This is a genomic window from Roseovarius sp. 10, from assembly GCF_033100315.1.
Lineage (GTDB): Bacteria > Pseudomonadota > Alphaproteobacteria > Rhodobacterales > Rhodobacteraceae > M30B80.
The window spans coordinates 1-18,975 of sequence record NZ_JAWLVH010000008.1 but is presented as its reverse complement, the minus strand read 5'-3'; the positions used below and the strand labels follow the sequence as shown (position 1 = coordinate 18,975).

The following is an 18,975-nucleotide window of genomic DNA, read 5'->3' as shown; positions in this document are numbered from 1 at the left end:
GAACTACCGTCCTCAGTTCTACTTCCGCACCACGGACGTTACCGGCACTGTGACCCTGCCTTCTGGCACGGAAATGGTTATGCCCGGCGACAACCTGAAGTTCGAAGTCGAGCTGATCGCCCCCATCGCGATGGAAGATGGTCTGCGCTTCGCCATCCGCGAAGGCGGCCGCACAGTCGGCGCAGGCGTGGTCTCCAAAATCATCGCTTAATCGCTGGCGATTTTCTAAACTCAAAGAAAGCCGCGCCTTCGGGGGCGGCTTTTTCATTAAAGCTGTGCGGTATTGTGACCTACTTTGTGATCTGCTGCGAGCGCCTCTGCATCCATGAAGGATTGCAGTCTTTCGGCCAGTGCGGCGGTCTCGGCCTCCGAGAGCTTCGGGGGCACAGTCTCCTCCCAAACCCGCCAACGCAGATGCAGTTTGGTAAAGGGCAGCGGGAAGATCAGCCGATCCCATGTTGGCCATATGAGATAATGTTTGGCTGAAAACGTAAAACTGACCACGGGCACTTGGGCGGAGCGCGCCCATTGGATTGGGGTTGATTTTGCGACCCGCGCAGGCCCGCGTGGCCCATCTGGCGAGACACCAATCGAGATACCCTCGCGCAACCCTTTTAGGATGAGGCGCATTTCGGCGGCCCCAAGGATACCGCGCGGCATTGGCACGCTTTCATAGCCGAAATGGCGGTGGATATGGCCCACCAACCGCCCCGCCCGTGCATCAGACGTCAGGCTGCGACAGCGATATTTAGAAAGATCAAACATAAAGGGCGTCATCATCAGCCGTTGATGCCAACAAACGATGATCACAGCGCCGTGGGTGGCCAATGCCGTCTCAACCTGTGTCCAACCCTCTTCCTCGCGGCGCGAGGTTATGCGCACCAACCGCGCCCATGCCCCAAAAACCGCTGCAACCGCGCGATTTGCAAAGGCGGAATTTGCGATCCTTTTGCGTAGGGTTGTTGCGGTCTTGGTCATAGCTAGGTTCCTTCGCGCAAACTGTCCCGCCGTGCAAGCGCCAAGCGGGAGATAAACCATGGAAATCTGCGCAGCCTTCCTCTTGCATTGGGGGCCAAGCCCCGCTATCAGCATGCACGGCCTTAGGGGTATAGCTCAGTTGGTAGAGCAACGGATTCCAAATCCGTAGGCCGCGGGTTCGAATCCTGCTGCCCCTGCCACTTTCCCGATTATCAACCTTGGACTGCACATAGCGTGCTTCGCGGCTTGCATCATCGGGCGCGCTTGCCTATATCAGCCGACAATCGAAAGAGGTAAAAGACCATGGCCAACCCGATCCAATTTGTTCAACAAACCCGCGCCGAGATTGCCAAGATCGTTTGGCCGACCCGCCGCGAGCTTGTGACCACCACCGCGATGGTATTCGCGATGGCGGTTTTGGCGGCGTTGTTCTTTTTCATGGTCGATTGGCTGATCCGCCAAGGTTTGGAATTGCTGCTGACGGCGGTAGGCTAAGACCCTTGAACCCTTGATTTTCCCTATTTCGGGGGGTAGGGGGACGGAGAATATTTCCCGGCGGCGTGTATCGATTCGAGATACACGCTGATTTTTTGTTTCGGGACGGCACGCGCGGCATGATGCCAAGCGGTTGGACACTAAAATAACTGGCGCGCGATCGCGCCTTATGTCGAGGATGGAAGAAGCGGATGGCGAAACGGTGGTATTCGGTGAGCGTGCTGTCAAATTTTGAGAAGCGCATCGCCGAGCAGATCAGAAACGCCGTGGCCGAAAAGGGCCTCGAGGATGAGATCGAAGAAGTTCTCGTTCCTGAAGAGGAAGTGATCGAGATTCGCCGTGGCAAGAAAGTCACCGTCCCGCGCCGCTTTATGCCTGGTTATGTTCTGGTGCGCATGGAATTGACCGACCGCGCCTATCATGCTGTGTCTTCGATCCCGCGCGTCACAGGGTTCCTTGGGCCGCAGGGCCGCCCCATGCCGATGCGCGATGATGAAGTGAACGCGATCCTGAACCGTGTCGAAGAGGGCGAGGCCAGCCCCCGCTCAACCATCACCTTTGATGTTGGTGAAAAGGTTAAGGTTAATGACGGGCCGTTTGAAGATTTCGATGGCATGGTCGAAGAAGTTGATGATGAGAACCAGCGCCTCAAGGTGACGGTCTCGATTTTCGGGCGCGCAACGCCCGTGGAATTGGAATTCACGCAGGTGTCGAAAACCGCCTGATGTGGGTGCGGCGCGCAAGCGCCGCTCATTCGTGGGAGGCAGGATCATGCGCGCATGATGTGCCGAACCACGCTAGCGACTGGGAAAGGGACGCGTCCCGATCCTGATAGGGTGCAGCCAAGCTGTGCCGATGAAAAAAAGGAGAGGCCAGATGGCCAAGAAACTTGCTGGAACGATGAAGCTGCAGATCCCTGCAGGTCAAGCTAACCCATCCCCACCTGTTGGCCCTGCATTGGGTCAGCGCGGGATTAACATCATGGAATTCTGCAAGGCGTTCAACGCCAAGACCGCAGATATGGAGCAAGGCGCCCCTTGCCCCACCGTGATCACCTATTACCAAGACAAATCTTTTGCGATGGAAATTAAGACGCCGCCTGCGTCTTATTACCTGAAAAAGGCCGCAGGTTTGAAATCTGTTGGCAAGCGCAACCGCCCACGCGGTGCCGAAAATCCTGGTCGTGAGACCATCGCAACTGTGACTGTTGCTCAGGTTCGTGAAATCGCTGAAGCCAAGATGAAAGACCTCAGCGCGAACGATGTTGAAGCGGCAATGAAAATCATCCTCGGCTCTGCAAAGTCGATGGGTATTGAGGTGAAAGGGTAAGTTATGGGCAAGATTGGTAAGCGCGTAACGGCAGCCCGTGCCGCCTTCGCAGGAAAAGAAGACATCACAATCGAAGAAGCCGTTGAGCTGATCAAAGCGAATGCTTCGGCAAAATTCGATGAATCGGTTGATATTTCAATGAACTTGGGCGTTGACCCTCGTCACGCTGACCAAATGGTGCGCGGCACAGTGACCTTGCCAAATGGCACAGGCAAATCTGTGCGCGTTGCGGTTTTCGCACGCGGCCCTAAGGCAGATGAAGCCAAGGCTGCGGGCGCGGATATCGTTGGCGCGGAAGACCTGATGGAAATCGTTCAGGGCGGCAAGATCGAGTTTGATCGCTGCATCGCAACCCCTGACATGATGCCAATCGTGGGCCGTTTGGGTAAGGTTCTTGGGCCTCGTAACCTGATGCCAAACCCAAAAATCGGCACTGTGACCATGGACGTTAAAGAGGCCGTAGAAGCGGCCAAAGGCGGTCAGGTTCAGTTCAAGGTCGAGAAGGCGGGCATCGTTCATTGTGCGGTTGGCAAAGCCAGCTTTGACGCAGCGAAACTGGCGGAAAATATCCGCGCCTTTGTTGACGCTGTATCGAAGTCCAAGCCAGCAGGCGCAAAAGGCACTTATTTGAAGCGTATCACGCTCAGCTCCACCATGGGGCCTGGTGTGTCGGTTAGCGTTGAAAGCGCGACCAACGCGTAAACAGTTTTGGCCCTCTCTGTGCGAGGGGGCCGAAAGCCGCGGGGTTTGACCGCAAGAACTCGGGTGGGGCAACTTTGGTCACAAAGCGGTGTTCCCTCTTGGGTTTCTTTGCGTTCTGTCGTATGGCCCCGTTTCGACCTGTGTCTGCGATTCGCTCGTGGGCGCGGTCACCTGTCCGAGACGGAGGGTGGGCGCATGCCCGTAAATCCTTCCTGAGATGGGAAACGAGTTTCGGATTTCCGCAAGGCCACCGCGCCTTCGGGCGGTCTGGCTCGGGCCCCTCACTTGGACCCGAAGAGGTAGGGAAACCTGCCAAACTTGAGCCGGGGGGTGACCCCCTAATTGGAGTAGAACTGTGGATAGAGCCCAGAAAGAGAGAGTGGTCGAGGAACTCGGCCAAATCTTTGAAAGCTCTGGCGTTGTCGTGGTGTCTCACTACGCGGGCCTCACGGTTGCTGAGATGCAAGACCTGCGCGCGAAAATGCGCGAAGCTGGTGGGTCTGTACGCGTCGCCAAGAACAGGCTCGCCAAGATCGCCCTTCAAGGAACGCCTGCCGAAGGCATTGCTGACCTGATGACGGGTATGACTGTGTTGTCCTATTCCGAGGATCCTGTGGCTGCGGCCAAGGTTGCCGAGGACTACGCCAAGGCGAATGCTAAATTCGTTATCATTGGCGGTGCTATGGGTGGCACTGTGCTTGATCAAGCTGGCGTTAAAGCCGTTGCGTCCATGCCATCCCGTGAGGAGCTTATTGCTTCGATCGTGGGCTGCATTGGGGCACCTGCTTCCAACATCGCTGGCGCAATTGGCGCACCTGCTTCGAATATTGCGAGCATCCTTTCGACCATCGAAGAGAAGGCCGAAGCCGCATAATGCAACCTTGAGACCCGTTATGTTTGGCTATGCCGCATGACGTTGGATCACAAATTTTAGATACGGAAACCGAAAAATGGCTGATATCAAAAAACTTGCCGAAGAGATCGTGGGCTTGACCCTTCTCGAAGCACAAGAACTGAAGAACTACCTCAAAGACGAATATGGCATCGAGCCTGCTGCAGGCGGCGCTGTCATGATGGCAGGCCCTGCTGCTGGTGGTGACGCCGGCGCAGCTGCTGAAGAGAAAACCGAATTTGACGTTATCCTGAAATCTGCTGGCGGCAATAAAATTGCTGTCATCAAAGAAGTTCGCGGCATCACAGGTCTTGGCCTCGTTGAAGCGAAGAACCTCGTTGAAGCAGGTGGCAAGGCCGTCAAAGAAGGCGTTGCAAAAGCAGAAGCAGACGACATCAAAGCCAAGCTCGAAGCAGCTGGCGCAGAAGTCGAACTCAAGTAATCATGGAAGGAATGCGCGTGGCGCATTCCCCATGTTGCGATGTGGCTGGGCGGGTTTTTCCTGTCCAGCCATCCTCACCTAGATGAGGGCCTTGGTGGCCAAGACCTTCTTCTAGGTGTGGTGCAGGATCGGGAGCTTGCCGGTGGGACGGCAGGCATGAATGGATCCTCCATCCGCTTGTTTCAAAGCCCCCCGTGCCGTGGCCCCGACGGTGCGCGTGGAGCGAAAGAAACGAAAGGTGTATCAGAGCATGGCTCAGACCTACGCAGGCCAGAAGCGCATTCGCAAATTCTATGGCAAAATCCGTGAAGTATTGGAAATGCCGAACCTCATCGAGGTTCAAAAATCTTCCTATGACCTTTTCCTGAAATCAGGCGACCAAGACACGCCTTTGGATGGTGAAGGCATCAAGGGTGTTTTCCAGTCGGTTTTCCCGATCAAAGATTTCAACGAAACTTCGGTTTTGGAATTCGTTAAATACGAATTGGAAGCCCCGAAGTTTGATGTCGAGGAATGCCAAAGCCGCGATTTGACTTATGCTGCGCCGCTCAAGGTGACCTTGCGTTTGATCGTATTTGATGTTGACGAGGATACGGGCGCAAAATCCGTCAAAGACATCAAAGAGCAAGATGTGTTCATGGGCGATATGCCTTTGATGACGCCAAATGGCACGTTCATCGTGAACGGCACCGAACGCGTGATCGTCAGCCAAATGCACCGTTCCCCTGGTGTGTTCTTCGACCATGACAAAGGCAAAACCCATTCTTCGGGCAAGCTTTTGTTTGCTTGCCGCATCATTCCTTATCGCGGCTCTTGGTTGGATTTCGAGTTTGACGCCAAGGACATCGTATTTGCGCGCATTGACCGCCGCCGCAAATTGCCAGTGACCACGCTGCTTTATGCACTTGGTTTGGATCAAGAAGGCATCATGGATGCCTATTATGACACTGTGATGTTCCGCTCTGTTAAGAACAAAGGTTGGGCAACCAAGTTCTTCCCCGAGCGCGTGCGCGGCACCCGTCCTACATTTGATCTTGTTGATGCAGCCACGGGTGAAGTCATCGCTGAGGCAGGCAAGAAGATCACCCCGCGCGCCGTGAAGCAGCTGATTGATGAGGGTAAAGTCTCCGAGCTGTTGGTGCCTTTCGATCACATCGTGGGCCGCTTTGTTGCGAAGGATATCATCAACGAAGAAACTGGCGCGATTTATGTCGAAGCTGGGGACGAGTTGACATGGGAAACCGACAAGGATGGCAATGTCACGGGCGGCACGCTGAAGGATCTGATGGATGCGGGCATCACCGACATCCCCGTTCTCGACATCGATAACATCAATGTTGGCGCCTATATCCGCAACACTATGGCCGTTGATAAGAACATGAACCGCGAAGGCGCGTTGATGGATATCTATCGGGTCATGCGCCCAGGCGAGCCACCAACCGTTGAAGCGGCAAGCGCCCTCTTTGACACGCTGTTCTTCGACAGCGAGCGCTATGATCTGTCTGCCGTTGGTCGCGTGAAGATGAACATGCGCCTCGATCTCGATGCGCCTGACACAACCCGCATTCTGCGCCGCGAAGATATCGTTGCCTGCATCAAGGCCTTGGTCGAACTGCGCGATGGCAAGGGCGACATTGACGATATTGACCATTTGGGCAACCGCCGCGTGCGTTCGGTGGGTGAATTGATGGAGAACCAGTATCGCGTGGGCCTGCTTCGTATGGAGCGCGCGATCAAGGAACGTATGTCCTCGGTCGAAATCGATACTGTGATGCCACAGGATCTGATCAACGCGAAACCCGCCGCTGCGGCTGTTCGCGAATTCTTTGGCTCAAGCCAGTTGTCTCAGTTCATGGACCAGACCAACCCACTGTCGGAAGTCACCCATAAGCGCCGCTTGTCGGCTCTTGGGCCTGGCGGTCTGACGCGCGAGCGTGCAGGGTTCGAGGTTCGTGACGTTCACCCAACCCATTACGGCCGTATGTGCCCGATTGAAACGCCTGAAGGGCCGAATATTGGTCTGATCAACTCGCTTGCGACCTTCGCGCGGGTGAACAAATACGGCTTCATCGAAACCCCATATCGCCGCGTTGTGGACACCAAAGTGACCGATGAGGTCGTCTACATGTCCGCGACCGAAGAAATGCGCCACACAGTTGCGCAGGCCAACGCCACTTTGGACGCAAGCGGCAAGTTCATCAATGATCTGGTGAACACCCGTCAATCGGGCGAATACACGCTTGCACCGCGCGATCAGGTTGACCTGATTGACGTATCGCCCAAGCAGTTGGTTTCGGTTGCTGCCTCGCTCATTCCATTCTTGGAAAACGATGACGCGAACCGCGCTTTGATGGGCTCGAACATGCAACGTCAGGCGGTTCCGCTGTTGCAAGCTGACGCGCCTTTCGTGGGCACAGGCATCGAAAGTGTTGTCGCACGCGATTCTGGTGCGGCGATCATGGCCAAACGTGGCGGGATCATCGACCAAGTGGATGCAGAACGTATCGTTGTGCGCGCCACCGAAGATCTGGAACTGGGCGATGCTGGCGTGGATATCTACCGCCTTCGTAAATTCCAGCGCTCAAACCAGAACACCTGCATCAACCAGCGCCCCTTGGTGAAAGTGGGCGATCGTGTTGGCAAAGGTGAAGTGATTGCCGATGGCCCCTCGACCGATATGGGCGAATTGGCCTTGGGTAAGAACGTGGTCGTGGCGTTTATGCCATGGAACGGCTACAACTACGAAGACTCGATCCTCATTTCCGAGCGCATCGTGCGTGATGATGTTTTCACCTCGATCCATATCGAGGAATTCGAAGTTGCTGCCCGTGACACTAAGCTTGGGCCTGAGGAAATCACCCGCGACATTCCAAACGTAGGGGAAGAAGCCCTTCGCAACCTCGATGAGGCGGGCATCGTCTATATCGGCGCCGAAGTTGGGCCGGGTGACATTCTTGTTGGTAAGATCACGCCAAAGGGTGAAAGCCCAATGACCCCAGAAGAAAAACTTCTGCGGGCGATCTTTGGCGAAAAAGCGTCTGATGTGCGTGATACATCGTTGCGCCTGCCACCCGGTGATTTCGGGACAGTCGTGGAAGTGCGCGTTTTCAACCGCCATGGTGTCGACAAGGACGAGCGCGCGCTGCAAATTGAGCGCGAGATTGTCGAGCGTCTGGCACGCGACCGTGATGACGAGTTGGCAATTCTTGAGCGCAACATCTATGCGCGTCTCAAGTCCATGCTGCTTGGCAAAACTGCGGTAAAAGGGCCAAAAGGCGTCAAAGCAGGGTCTGAGATCACGGAAGAGTTGCTTGAAACGCTCAGCCACGGCCAGTGGTGGCAGCTTGCCCTTGGTGATGAGAAGGACGCCGCTGAAGTAGAGGCGCTGAACCAACAGTTTGACGCACAGAAGCGCACCTTGGATCACCGTTTTGAGGATAAGGTCGAGAAAGTTCGCCGCGGCGATGACCTGCCTCCAGGCGTGATGAAAATGGTCAAAGTCTTTATCGCCGTGAAGCGCAAGCTTCAGCCAGGTGATAAGATGGCGGGCCGTCACGGCAACAAGGGTGTGATCTCGAAAGTGGTTCCGATGGAGGATATGCCTTTCCTTGCAGATGGCACCCCTGTCGATTTCGTTCTGAACCCTCTCGGCGTGCCTTCGCGTATGAACGTGGGTCAGATTTTGGAAACCCATATGGGTTGGGCCGCACGCGGTCTGGGTCTGAAGATTGACGAAGCCTTGGACGAATATCGCCGCTCTGGTGACATGACGCCTGTGCGCGATGCCCTCAAAATCGCTTATGGTGATGAGGTGTATGGCGAGGCCTTTGCCGATCTGGACGACACAGCATTGGTTGAGTCCGCTTCAACCGTGACCCGCGGTGTTCCGATTGCAACGCCTGTATTTGACGGTGCAAAAGAGGCCGATGTAAACGATGCGCTGACCCGCGCGGGCTTTGACACATCGGGCCAATCGGTTCTTTACGATGGCCGCACGGGTGAGCAATTCGCCCGTCCCGTCACCGTGGGTGTGAAATACCTGCTGAAACTGCATCACCTCGTGGATGACAAAATCCACGCGCGCTCGACAGGGCCATACAGCCTTGTCACCCAACAGCCGCTCGGCGGTAAGGCGCAATTCGGTGGGCAGCGCTTCGGTGAGATGGAGGTCTGGGCCTTGGAGGCTTATGGCGCTGCATACACCTTGCAGGAAATGCTCACTGTTAAGTCGGATGACGTTGCAGGCCGCACCAAGGTCTATGAATCGATCGTCAAAGGCGAGGACAATTTCGAAGCAGGCGTGCCTGAATCGTTCAACGTTCTCGTCAAGGAAGTGCGTGGCCTCGGCCTCAACATGGAACTCCTGGATGCGGAGGATGAAGAGTAAGCGGTTGGCGGGGCCCGTCCCCGCCGCTGCCTGATCCCCCATCTCTCTGCCCGAATTCAAGGATTTGAAAATGAACCAGGAACTCACGAACAACCCGTTCAACCCGCTTGTCGCGCCAAAAGCGTTTGACGAGATCAAAGTCTCGCTTGCCAGCCCTGAGCGTATTCTCAGCTGGTCGTATGGCGAGATCAAAAAGCCTGAGACGATCAACTACCGCACCTTTAAGCCCGAGCGTGACGGCCTGTTCTGCGCGCGGATCTTTGGGCCCGTAAAAGATTACGAATGTCTGTGCGGCAAATATAAGCGCATGAAGTATCGTGGCGTTGTCTGCGAAAAATGTGGCGTTGAGGTGACCTTGCAAAAGGTGCGCCGCGAACGCATGGGCCATATCGAATTGGCTGCACCTGTTGCGCATATTTGGTTCCTGAAATCGCTGCCATCCCGCATTGGTCTGATGCTGGATATGACGCTGCGTGATCTGGAGCGGATCCTGTATTTCGAAAACTATGTGGTGATTGAGCCAGGTCTGACCGATCTGAGCTATGGTCAGCTCTTGTCCGAAGAAGAATTCCTGGATGCGCAGGACGCCTATGGGGCGGATGCGTTCCAAGCGAATATCGGCGCGGAAGCAATCCGCGAAATGCTTGCCAATATCGACCTTGAGGCTGAAGCAGCACAGTTGCGCGAAGACCTTAAGGAAGCCACCGGTGAGTTGAAGCCGAAGAAGATCATCAAGCGCCTCAAGATCGTTGAAAATTTCATCGAGTCTGGCAACCGTCCAGAATGGATGGTGCTGACAGTGATCCCCGTGATCCCACCAGAGTTGCGTCCGCTTGTGCCGCTGGATGGTGGTCGTTTCGCGACATCGGATTTGAACGATCTTTATCGCCGCGTGATCAACCGCAACAACCGTCTAAAGCGTCTGATCGAATTGCGCGCACCTGACATCATTATCCGTAACGAAAAGCGGATGTTGCAGGAATCTGTGGATGCGTTGTTTGACAATGGCCGCCGTGGTCGCGTGATCACAGGTGCCAATAAGCGCCCGCTGAAATCGCTGTCTGATATGCTCAAGGGCAAGCAGGGTCGTTTCCGTCAAAACCTTTTGGGTAAGCGGGTCGACTTCTCGGGTCGTTCGGTCATTGTGACGGGCCCAGAGTTGAAACTGCACCAGTGTGGCCTGCCAAAGAAAATGGCGTTGGAACTGTTCAAGCCGTTTATCTATTCGCGCCTTGAAGCCAAGGGCCTGTCTTCGACAGTCAAGCAAGCCAAGAAATTGGTTGAAAAAGAGCGGCCCGAAGTTTGGGATATCTTGGACGAAGTGATCCGCGAGCATCCCGTTCTTTTGAACCGCGCGCCGACCTTGCACCGCTTGGGCATTCAGGCATTCGAGCCTGTCTTGATTGAAGGTAAGGCTATTCAGCTGCACCCCTTGGTCTGTTCTGCGTTTAACGCAGACTTTGACGGCGACCAGATGGCCGTTCACGTTCCATTGAGCCTTGAAGCGCAGCTTGAAGCCCGCGTTTTGATGATGTCCACGAACAACGTTCTGTCGCCTGCAAACGGCGCGCCGATCATTGTTCCGTCTCAGGACATGGTTTTGGGTCTCTACTATGTGACCATGGAACGCGAAGGCATGAAGGGTGAAGGCATGTCCTTCTCCTCCATCGAGGAGGTCGAGCACGCCCTGACCGCAGGTGAGGTGCATCTGCACGCCAAAGTGACCGCGCGCATCAAGCAAATTGATGACGAGGGCAACGAGGTTTATCAGCGGTTTGAAACCACGCCTGGCCGCTTGCGCATTGGCGCGCTTCTACCGCTAAACGCAAAAGCGCCGTTTGAATTGGTGAACCGCTTGCTGCGCAAAAAAGAAGTGCAGCAGGTCATCGACACTGTCTATCGCTATTGCGGTCAAAAAGAGAGCGTCATTTTCTGTGACCAGATCATGAGCCTTGGTTTCCGTGAAGCGTTCCGTGCTGGTATCTCCTTCGGTAAGGACGACATGGTTGTTCCTGACACGAAATGGACGTTGGTTGATGAAACCCGCGACCAAGTGAAGGAATTCGAACAGCAATATATGGACGGTCTCATCACCCAAGGTGAGAAATACAACAAGGTGATTGATGCGTGGTCGAAGGCCAATGACAAGGTCACTGACGCGATGATGGCGACCATCTCGGCCAAGAAATTCGATGAGAATGGCGCAGAGTCCGAACCAAACTCCGTTTACATGATGGCCCACTCGGGCGCGCGGGGTTCTGTGACGCAGATGAAGCAGCTGGGTGGTATGCGCGGTCTGATGGCCAAACCATCGGGCGAGATCATCGAGACGCCAATCATCTCGAACTTTAAGGAAGGTCTGACCGTTCTTGAATACTTCAACTCGACCCACGGCGCCCGTAAGGGTTTGTCTGACACGGCGCTTAAAACGGCGAACTCGGGCTACTTGACCCGCCGTTTGGTGGACGTGGCGCAGGATTGTATCGTGCGTATGGTCGATTGCGGCACTGATGCCACAATCACCGCTGAAGCAGCGATCAATGATGGCGAGGTTGTCTCTTCATTGGCAGAGCGGATTTTGGGCCGCTCGGCTGGCGAAGACGTCATCGCACCTGCAACGGGCGAAGTAATCGTCTCCAAGGGTGAGCTGATTGACGAGCGCAAGGCAGATGCGGTGGAAGCCGCCGGTCTGGCATCGATCAAAATCCGTTCGCCTTTGACCTGTGAGGCGGAAGAGGGTGTTTGCGCCGTCTGTTATGGTCGTGACCTTGCACGCGGCACCCGTGTAAACGTGGGTGAAGCGGTCGGTATCATCGCGGCTCAGTCCATTGGTGAACCTGGCACGCAGCTGACGATGCGCACATTCCACATTGGTGGGGTTGCACAAGGTGGCCAGCAGAGTTTCCAAGAAGCTGGTCAAGAAGGCAAAATTGAGTATCGCAACGCCAACACGCTGAAGAACGCCGCAGGCGATGTGATCGTTGTTGGCCGCAATATGCAGATTGCTATCATTGATGATAACGGGGTCGAGCGCGCCGCGTTCAAACTGGGTTACGGCACCAAGGTGCATGTGGCCGAGGGCGCCAAAGTGTCTCGTGGCGACCGCTTGTTTGAGTGGGATCCATATACCCTTCCAATCATCGCTGAGAAATCGGGCACAGTGAAATATGTCGACCTCGTCAGTGGCATCGCAGTTCGCGATGAAACCGATGACGCGACTGGCATGACCCAGAAGATCGTGATGGATTGGCGCGCTGCGCCAAAGGGCAATGAACTTAAGCCCGAAATCTTGATCGTGGGTGCCGATGGCGAACCTGTGCGCAATGATCAGGGCAACCCTGTGACCTATCCGATGTCGGTGGACGCCATTCTTTCGGTGGAAGATGGCCAATCTGTTGAGGCGGGTGATGTTGTGGCCCGTATCCCGCGCGAAGGTGCAAAGACCAAGGACATTACCGGTGGTCTGCCGCGCGTTGCGGAATTGTTCGAGGCCCGCCGTCCAAAAGACCACGCCATCATCGCAGAGGTTGATGGTTATGTGCGCTTTGGCCGTGACTTCAAAAACAAGCGCCGCATCAGTGTTGTGCCTGTTGATGAGTCAATGGAGCCCGTGGAATACATGGTTCCAAAAGGCAAGCACATCCCCGTTGTTGAAGGTGATTTCGTTCAGAAGGGCGATTACATCATGGACGGCAACCCTGCACCGCATGATATTTTGCGGATCATGGGGATCGAGGCTTTGGCAGATTACCTCATTGACGAGGTGCAGGATGTCTATCGTCTGCAAGGTGTGAAGATCAACGATAAGCATATCGAAGTGATCGTGCGCCAGATGTTGCAGAAGATTGAAATCCTCGACTCAGGCGAGACAACGCTGCTGAAGGGTGAGCATGTCGACAAGGCGGAATTCGATGAGGAGAACGCCAAAGTCGAAGCCCGTGGTGGTCGTCCAGCGACAGGTGAGCCCGTGCTGCTTGGTATCACTAAGGCCAGCTTGCAGACTCGTAGCTTTATCTCTGCGGCGTCCTTCCAAGAGACAACCCGCGTTCTCACCGAGGCTTCGGTGCAGGGCAAGCGTGACAAGTTGGTTGGCCTCAAGGAAAACGTCATCGTGGGTCGCTTGATCCCTGCGGGCACAGGCGGCGCGACACAGCGTGTTCGCCGCATCGCAGCCGAGCGTGACAACAAGGTGATTGAGGCGGCCCGCGCTGAGGCAGAAGCCGCTGCAGCCCTTGCTGCGCCAAGCGAAGCTGATCTGGCCGATGCTACTGCAGACGCTGCAAGCGAAGGCGAAGAGTAAGAGCATCTTGCGCTATGCGCAGTAAGCTATTGAAGCGCCCCGTTGCGATCTCGCAATGGGGCGTTTCCTTTTTTATACCGCCTCTTTTCCGATGCGCGCCCATCCCGTAAGCTTGGGGTGCTAAACTGGGAATGAAAGCGGCATATGGCCAAGGATTTATCCAATCAGATTGTGGGCGTCTGCCGTTTTTCCTATGCGGGCGAAGGTGGCTTTGCTTCGGCCACGATGGAGCAATGGGCGCTAGAGGCCATGCTCTATGATCCTGCTCGCATGAAGCAGCGCTTTGTGTTGTTTGAACAAATCTGCCTCCCGTCCTTGGCCGCTCAAACGGATCAGGATTTCAAATTGATCGCTTTGATCGCGGATACGATGCCCTATCGGTGGCGGCGGCGTCTGAAGGATTTGATGGCCCCTTATCCCTTCCTGCAGGTTTGCACCCTTGAGGCAGCGGGGCCTCTAAACTCCACCCGCCGCGCCTTTCGGCGTGGGTGGGATCGGCATTCGAAATTCATCACGGGGTTTCGCATTGATGATGATGATGCTGTGGCCTGTGACTATATCGCCAAGACCCGCGCGGTCGCAGATCAGTTGTTGGAACTGGGGTGGGCTGATGAAGACACCCCTGCCGCTATCGCCTTTCATCGGGGCATTTATTGGAACATGAATTCCCAAGAAAAACCCTATTGGGAATTTTCGGAAATCGGCCCTTTGGGATTGGCCAGCGCGATGGTCACGCATAATGACAGTCTCGCCAATGTTTATCGGTGGAACCATCGCAAGATTGCGGCCAATGTGCGCACATGGTGCGATCCAAATGATGTGATGTTCGTGCGCACGCTGCATGGGGTGAATGACAGTGATCGTTCTATCCCCCCCACTGCCGAGTTGATGGAGATCACCAAAGCACAAACCCTGATGCGCGACCGCTTTGCGCTGCAACCGATCAAGACCCTTGCTGCGCTTGCACGATTGCGCGAAAATGACCCCAATAGTGACGATGACTGAGCCTAGATTTCCGCTCAGACCACAAGGAGCGCGGTTTTTGACACCCAATATCAAGGGCGCATTGCTGATGTCAGGCGCCATGGCCGCCTTTACGCTCAATGATACATTGGTGAAACTGGTCACCCAGACTGTGCCACTGTTTCAGATGATCTTTTTGCGGGGGGTTCTGACAGCCATTATGATGGTGGCCCTGCTTTGGTGGATGGGGCAGCTGCGCTTTCACATTCCACCTGTGGATCGCGGCAAGGTGATCGGCCGCATATTGGCCGAAATAGCCGCCATGATCACGTTTATGATTGCATTGATCCATATGCCCTTGGCCAATGTTGCCGCAATTCTGGCGGCTCTGCCGCTAAGTGTGACATTGGTTGCCTTTCTCGTGTTCCGCGAACCTGTGGGGTGGCGGCGGATGCTGGCCATTACGGTTGGTTTTGCGGGTGTCATGTTGATCGTAAAACCCGGGGGCGAGGGGTTCACTATCTACTCCATCTATGCGCTGATGACTGTGGGTTTCGTGACCATTCGTGATCTTCTGACCCGCCGCTTGTCACCCGAGGCCCCCTCGATGGGTGTGGCATTTATTACGGCCGTTGCTGTTGGCCTATCGGGTGGGGTTTTGTCCATCAGTGAAGATTGGCAACCGATCAACATGATTGAGGCGACCTATATCATTGGCGCTGCAATCTGCATCATTGGGGGTTATCTGTTTTCTATCATGACCATGCGGGTGGGTGAAATTGGCGTGGTCGCGCCGTTTCGCTATACAGCCCTTGTTTGGGCGCTGATTTTGGGGTTCCTCGTGTTTGGGGATTGGCCCGATCTTTTGACCTTACTTGGGGCTGCGATTGTCGTGGCCTCGGGCATTTTCACGCTACTGCGTGAACATCGCGTGGCGCGCCGTGCTGAACGGTTGGCGGCCTCGCTGACGGCAACCGCAGTGGCCGATGCCCCAATATCTGGCCCGTCTCAAATGCAGCGGGACTAGCGCAGACCCTGCCGCTGTTGACACCCCATACGATTCCCCCTATACGCCGCGCCATGAGCGGCATTTTGCGCCTTGCGCGAGCTTGCCCGAGATACAGAACTGAGTGGTCATGATCCAGGCGATTTGATGCCTCGATCCTCTGAGAATTCCACCGCGGCGGCCTCCAGGTAGGGAAAGGGCGCTTGCGGTTTTGGTGTTTTGCATACGCAAGATGCCCTTTGACATGAGCAAGACGGGGAACCGAATGCCTACGATTCAACAGCTGATCCGTAAACCACGGCAGCCCAAAGTAAAACGCTCCAAGTCGCAGCACTTGGAATCCTGCCCGCAGAAGCGCGGCGTATGCACACGCGTCTACACCACGACGCCAAAGAAGCCGAACTCGGCTATGCGTAAGGTTGCCAAGGTGCGCCTGACGAATGGTTTTGAGGTCATCAGCTACATTCCTGGTGAGAAACACAACCTCCAAGAGCACTCTGTTGTTCTGATCCGTGGCGGCCGTGTGAAAGACCTTCCAGGTGTGCGTTATCACATTCTGCGCGGTGTGCTTGATACGCAGGGCGTTAAAGATCGCCGTCAGCGTCGTTCGAAATATGGCGCGAAGCGTCCGAAGTAAGAGGATACAGACATGTCCCGTCGTCACAGCGCTGAAAAACGCGAAGTTTTGCCCGATGCCAAATTTGGTGATCGTGTTCTGACAAAGTTCATGAATAATCTGATGATCGATGGTAAAAAATCGGTCGCAGAAAAGATCGTTTACAACGCGTTTGATCGCGTTGAGCAGCGTCTCAAGCGCGCGCCTGTGGAAGTGTTCCACGAAGCGCTCGACAACATCAAACCTGCTGTTGAAGTGCGCTCCCGCCGTGTGGGCGGTGCGACCTATCAGGTTCCTGTTGAAGTGCGCCCTGAGCGCCGTGAAGCGCTTGCGATCCGCTGGCTGATCAACGCGGCCCGTGCTCGTAACGAAAACACCATGGAAGAGCGCCTTGCAGGCGAATTGGTGGATGCGGTCAACGCACGCGGCGCAGCCGTTAAGAAACGTGAAGACACCCACAAGATGGCGGATGCGAACAAAGCGTTCAGCCATTATCGTTGGTAATTTTAATTCTAGCCTGAGGACCACCAGATGGCACGCGAATATCCGCTGGAGCGCTACCGCAACTTTGGGATTATGGCCCATATTGACGCGGGCAAAACCACAACCACAGAACGTATCCTGTATTACACAGGCCGCTCGCACAAGATCGGCGAAGTGCATGATGGCGCGGCCACCATGGACTGGATGGAGCAGGAGCAGGAGCGTGGGATCACCATTACCTCCGCTGCGACCACCACGTTCTGGCAGTGGCAGGAAGACCCATCCGCGGAAGGCACTTCGGACACGAAGTTCCGCTATAACATCATCGACACACCCGGACACGTTGACTTCACCATCGAAGTTGAACGTTCTTTGGCTGTTCTCGATGGCGCGGTTTGCTTGCTTGATGGTAACGCAGGCGTTGAGCCTCAGACGGAAACCGTTTGGCGTCAGGCGGATCGCTACAAGGTTCCCCGTATCGTGTTCGTCAACAAGATGGACAAGATTGGCGCTGACTTCTTCAACTGCGTGAAGATGATCAAAGACCGCACAGGTGCAACACCTGTTCCTGTGAACTTCCCCATCGGTGCCGAAGACAAGCTGGAAGGCATTGTCGACCTGGTCACGATGGAAGAATGGGTTTGGCAAGGCGAAGACCTTGGTGCATCTTGGAAGCGCCAGCCAATCCGCGCTGACTTGCGGGATACGGCTGACGAGTGGCGCTCGATCCTGATCGAGAATGCGGTTGAGCAGGACGATGCGGCGATGGAAGCCTATCTCGAAGGCAACGAGCCAGACATCGCAACCCTGCGCAAACTGATCCGTAAAGGCACCTTGTCCTTGAGCTTTGTGCCTGTATTGGGCGGTTCTGCGTTCAAGAACAAAGGCGTTCAGCCTTTGCTCAACGCTGTGATTGACTTCTTGCCCGGCCCTCTCGATGTGGTCGACTACATGGGCTTTAAGCCAGGCGATGAGACGGAAACTCGTAACATTGCACGCCGCGCAGATGACAACATGGCCTTTGCAGGTCTGGCGTTCAAAATCATGAACGACCCGTTTGTTGGCTCCTTGACCTTTACCCGTATCTACTCGGGCAAATTGGAAAAGGGCGGTTCTATCCTCAATGCGACCAAAGGCAAAAAAGAGCGTGTTGGTCGTATGATGATGATGCACTCCAACAACCGCGAAGAGATTGATGAGGCCTTTGCAGGCGACATCATCGCCTTGGCCGGTCTGAAAGAAACCACAACAGGTGACACGCTTTGTGATGCGGCAGATCCTGTGGTTCTCGAAACCATGACCTTCCCCGATCCCGTGATCGAGATCGCGATTGAGCCAAAGACAAAGAACGACCAAGAGAAAATGTCTCAAGGTCTTCAGCGTCTGGCGGCAGAAGACCCCTCCTTCCGTGTGGAAACTGACCTTGAATCAGGCCAGACCATCATGAAGGGCATGGGCGAATTGCACCTCGACATTCTGGTGGATCGTCTAAAGCGTGAATTCAAAGTGGAAGCGAATATTGGTGCGCCTCAGGTGGCCTATCGCGAAACCATTGGTCACGCGGTTGAGCATACCTACACCCACAAGAAGCAGTCGGGTGGTTCGGGTCAATACGCCGAAGTCAAGTTGGAAATCACGCCAACTGAACCTGGCGAAGGCTATAGCTTTGAGTCGCGCATCGTTGGTGGTGCTGTTCCTAAGGAATACATCCCTGGTGTTGAAAAGGGCATCCAGTCCGTTATGGACTCTGGCCCGCTCGCAGGCTTCCCTGTGATCGACTTCAAAGTCGCGCTTTTGGACGGTAAATTCCACGATGTGGACTCCTCCGTTCTCGCCTTCGAAATCGCATCTCGTATGTGTATGCGCGAAGGTCTGAAAAAAGCAGGCGCGAAACTGCTTGAGCCGATGATGAAGGTCGAGGTGATCACCCCTGAAGAATACACAGGGTCGATCATTGGCGATTTGACATCGCGCCGTGGTCAGGTTTCTGGCCAAGAGCCACGCGGTAACGCTGTTGCGATCAATGCCTTCGTTCCGTTGGCGAATATGTTCGGCTACATCAACACTCTGCGTTCGATGTCTTCGGGCCGCGCGCAGTTCACCATGCTGTTCGATCACTACAATCCTGTTCCGCAGAACATCTCGGACGAGATTCAATCGAAATACGCCTAAACCAGGGTGGCGGGGTGAACCCCGCCCTACCCACCAACCGTAGGGCGGGCAGTTTCCCGCCGCTCTGAACAAGACAAGGAGGCCATCATGGCAAAGGAAAAGTTTGAACGTAATAAGCCGCACGTGAACATTGGCACGATTGGTCACGTTGACCACGGCAAGACGACACTGACAGCTGCGATCACGAAGTATTTTGGTGATTTCAGAGCG

At 55.2% G+C, this 18,975-nt stretch carries 15 protein-coding genes, 1 tRNA gene and 1 pseudogene; 16 read left to right on the top strand and 1 reads right to left on the bottom strand.

Annotation, left to right across the window (positions count from 1 at the left end; translation table 11 throughout):
• Positions 1-211, top strand: a pseudogene (gene tuf / locus RYZ18_RS14030) (elongation factor Tu); the annotation flags it as partial.
• A gap of 56 nt (positions 212-267) precedes the next feature.
• Here tuf and RYZ18_RS14025 read toward each other — a convergent pair.
• Positions 268-978: a lysophospholipid acyltransferase family protein gene (locus RYZ18_RS14025; RefSeq protein WP_317657490.1), complete on the bottom strand. Its 711-nt coding sequence runs from the start codon at positions 976-978 to the stop codon at positions 268-270.
• Positions 979-1,102: 124 nt separating this feature from the next.
• Between RYZ18_RS14025 and RYZ18_RS14020 the strand changes: the two genes are divergently transcribed.
• The 15 genes from RYZ18_RS14020 to RYZ18_RS13950 all read left to right on the top strand — a co-directional run.
• Positions 1,103-1,178: transfer RNA gene (locus RYZ18_RS14020), tRNA-Trp, on the top strand.
• Between the two features lie 103 nt (positions 1,179-1,281).
• Complete coding sequence (gene secE, locus RYZ18_RS14015) at positions 1,282-1,473, top strand: preprotein translocase subunit SecE (RefSeq protein WP_317657489.1); 192 nt, start codon at positions 1,282-1,284, stop codon at positions 1,471-1,473.
• 191 nt (positions 1,474-1,664) lie between these two features.
• Complete coding sequence (gene nusG / locus RYZ18_RS14010) at positions 1,665-2,198, top strand: transcription termination/antitermination protein NusG (protein ID WP_317657488.1); 534 nt, start codon at positions 1,665-1,667, stop codon at positions 2,196-2,198.
• A 151-nt stretch (positions 2,199-2,349) separates the two neighbouring features.
• Positions 2,350-2,802: a 50S ribosomal protein L11 gene (gene rplK, locus RYZ18_RS14005; protein WP_317657487.1), complete on the top strand. Its 453-nt coding sequence runs from the start codon at positions 2,350-2,352 to the stop codon at positions 2,800-2,802.
• A 3-nt stretch (positions 2,803-2,805) separates the two neighbouring features.
• A complete protein-coding gene (gene rplA / locus RYZ18_RS14000; protein ID WP_317657486.1) occupies positions 2,806-3,504 on the top strand; it encodes a 50S ribosomal protein L1 in 699 nt (232 codons plus the stop codon).
• Positions 3,505-3,859: 355 nt separating this feature from the next.
• Entirely contained in the window at positions 3,860-4,378 is a 519-nt protein-coding gene (gene rplJ, locus RYZ18_RS13995) for a 50S ribosomal protein L10 (RefSeq protein ID WP_317657485.1), read from the top strand.
• 76 nt (positions 4,379-4,454) lie between these two features.
• On the top strand, positions 4,455-4,838 hold the full coding sequence (rplL, locus tag RYZ18_RS13990) for a 50S ribosomal protein L7/L12 (protein ID WP_317657484.1): 384 nt from the start codon (positions 4,455-4,457) through the stop codon (positions 4,836-4,838).
• A gap of 250 nt (positions 4,839-5,088) precedes the next feature.
• Positions 5,089-9,225, top strand: a complete 4,137-nt coding sequence (rpoB, locus tag RYZ18_RS13985; RefSeq protein WP_317657483.1) for a DNA-directed RNA polymerase subunit beta — start codon at positions 5,089-5,091, stop codon at positions 9,223-9,225.
• A gap of 70 nt (positions 9,226-9,295) precedes the next feature.
• Complete coding sequence (rpoC, locus tag RYZ18_RS13980; protein WP_317657482.1) at positions 9,296-13,525, top strand: DNA-directed RNA polymerase subunit beta'; 4,230 nt, start codon at positions 9,296-9,298, stop codon at positions 13,523-13,525.
• A gap of 144 nt (positions 13,526-13,669) precedes the next feature.
• Complete coding sequence (locus RYZ18_RS13975) at positions 13,670-14,530, top strand: glycosyltransferase (protein WP_317657481.1); 861 nt, start codon at positions 13,670-13,672, stop codon at positions 14,528-14,530.
• Positions 14,531-14,567: 37 nt separating this feature from the next.
• Positions 14,568-15,515, top strand: a complete 948-nt coding sequence (locus RYZ18_RS13970) for a DMT family transporter (protein WP_317657480.1) — start codon at positions 14,568-14,570, stop codon at positions 15,513-15,515.
• A gap of 244 nt (positions 15,516-15,759) precedes the next feature.
• Positions 15,760-16,131, top strand: a complete 372-nt coding sequence (gene rpsL / locus RYZ18_RS13965) for a 30S ribosomal protein S12 (protein WP_150420941.1) — start codon at positions 15,760-15,762, stop codon at positions 16,129-16,131.
• A 12-nt stretch (positions 16,132-16,143) separates the two neighbouring features.
• Positions 16,144-16,614, top strand: a complete 471-nt coding sequence (gene rpsG, locus RYZ18_RS13960) for a 30S ribosomal protein S7 (RefSeq protein WP_317657479.1) — start codon at positions 16,144-16,146, stop codon at positions 16,612-16,614.
• A gap of 27 nt (positions 16,615-16,641) precedes the next feature.
• Positions 16,642-18,765: an elongation factor G gene (gene fusA, locus RYZ18_RS13955; protein ID WP_317657478.1), complete on the top strand. Its 2,124-nt coding sequence runs from the start codon at positions 16,642-16,644 to the stop codon at positions 18,763-18,765.
• Between the two features lie 87 nt (positions 18,766-18,852).
• The coding region (locus tag RYZ18_RS13950; RefSeq protein WP_317657311.1) for a GTP-binding protein at positions 18,853-18,975 on the top strand (123 nt) is incomplete at its 3' end.

Coding starts and splice junctions, on each gene's coding strand:
- RYZ18_RS14025 (WP_317657490.1), bottom strand. CDS start 978: ATGACCAAGACCGCAACAACCCTACGCAAAAGGATCGCAAATTCCGCC.
- secE (WP_317657489.1), top strand. CDS start 1,282: ATGGCCAACCCGATCCAATTTGTTCAACAAACCCGCGCCGAGATTGCC.
- nusG (WP_317657488.1), top strand. CDS start 1,665: ATGGCGAAACGGTGGTATTCGGTGAGCGTGCTGTCAAATTTTGAGAAG.
- rplK (WP_317657487.1), top strand. CDS start 2,350: ATGGCCAAGAAACTTGCTGGAACGATGAAGCTGCAGATCCCTGCAGGT.
- rplA (WP_317657486.1), top strand. CDS start 2,806: ATGGGCAAGATTGGTAAGCGCGTAACGGCAGCCCGTGCCGCCTTCGCA.
- rplL (WP_317657484.1), top strand. CDS start 4,455: ATGGCTGATATCAAAAAACTTGCCGAAGAGATCGTGGGCTTGACCCTT.
- rpoB (WP_317657483.1), top strand. CDS start 5,089: ATGGCTCAGACCTACGCAGGCCAGAAGCGCATTCGCAAATTCTATGGC.
- rpoC (WP_317657482.1), top strand. CDS start 9,296: ATGAACCAGGAACTCACGAACAACCCGTTCAACCCGCTTGTCGCGCCA.
- RYZ18_RS13975 (WP_317657481.1), top strand. CDS start 13,670: ATGGCCAAGGATTTATCCAATCAGATTGTGGGCGTCTGCCGTTTTTCC.
- rpsL (WP_150420941.1), top strand. CDS start 15,760: ATGCCTACGATTCAACAGCTGATCCGTAAACCACGGCAGCCCAAAGTA.
- rpsG (WP_317657479.1), top strand. CDS start 16,144: ATGTCCCGTCGTCACAGCGCTGAAAAACGCGAAGTTTTGCCCGATGCC.
- fusA (WP_317657478.1), top strand. CDS start 16,642: ATGGCACGCGAATATCCGCTGGAGCGCTACCGCAACTTTGGGATTATG.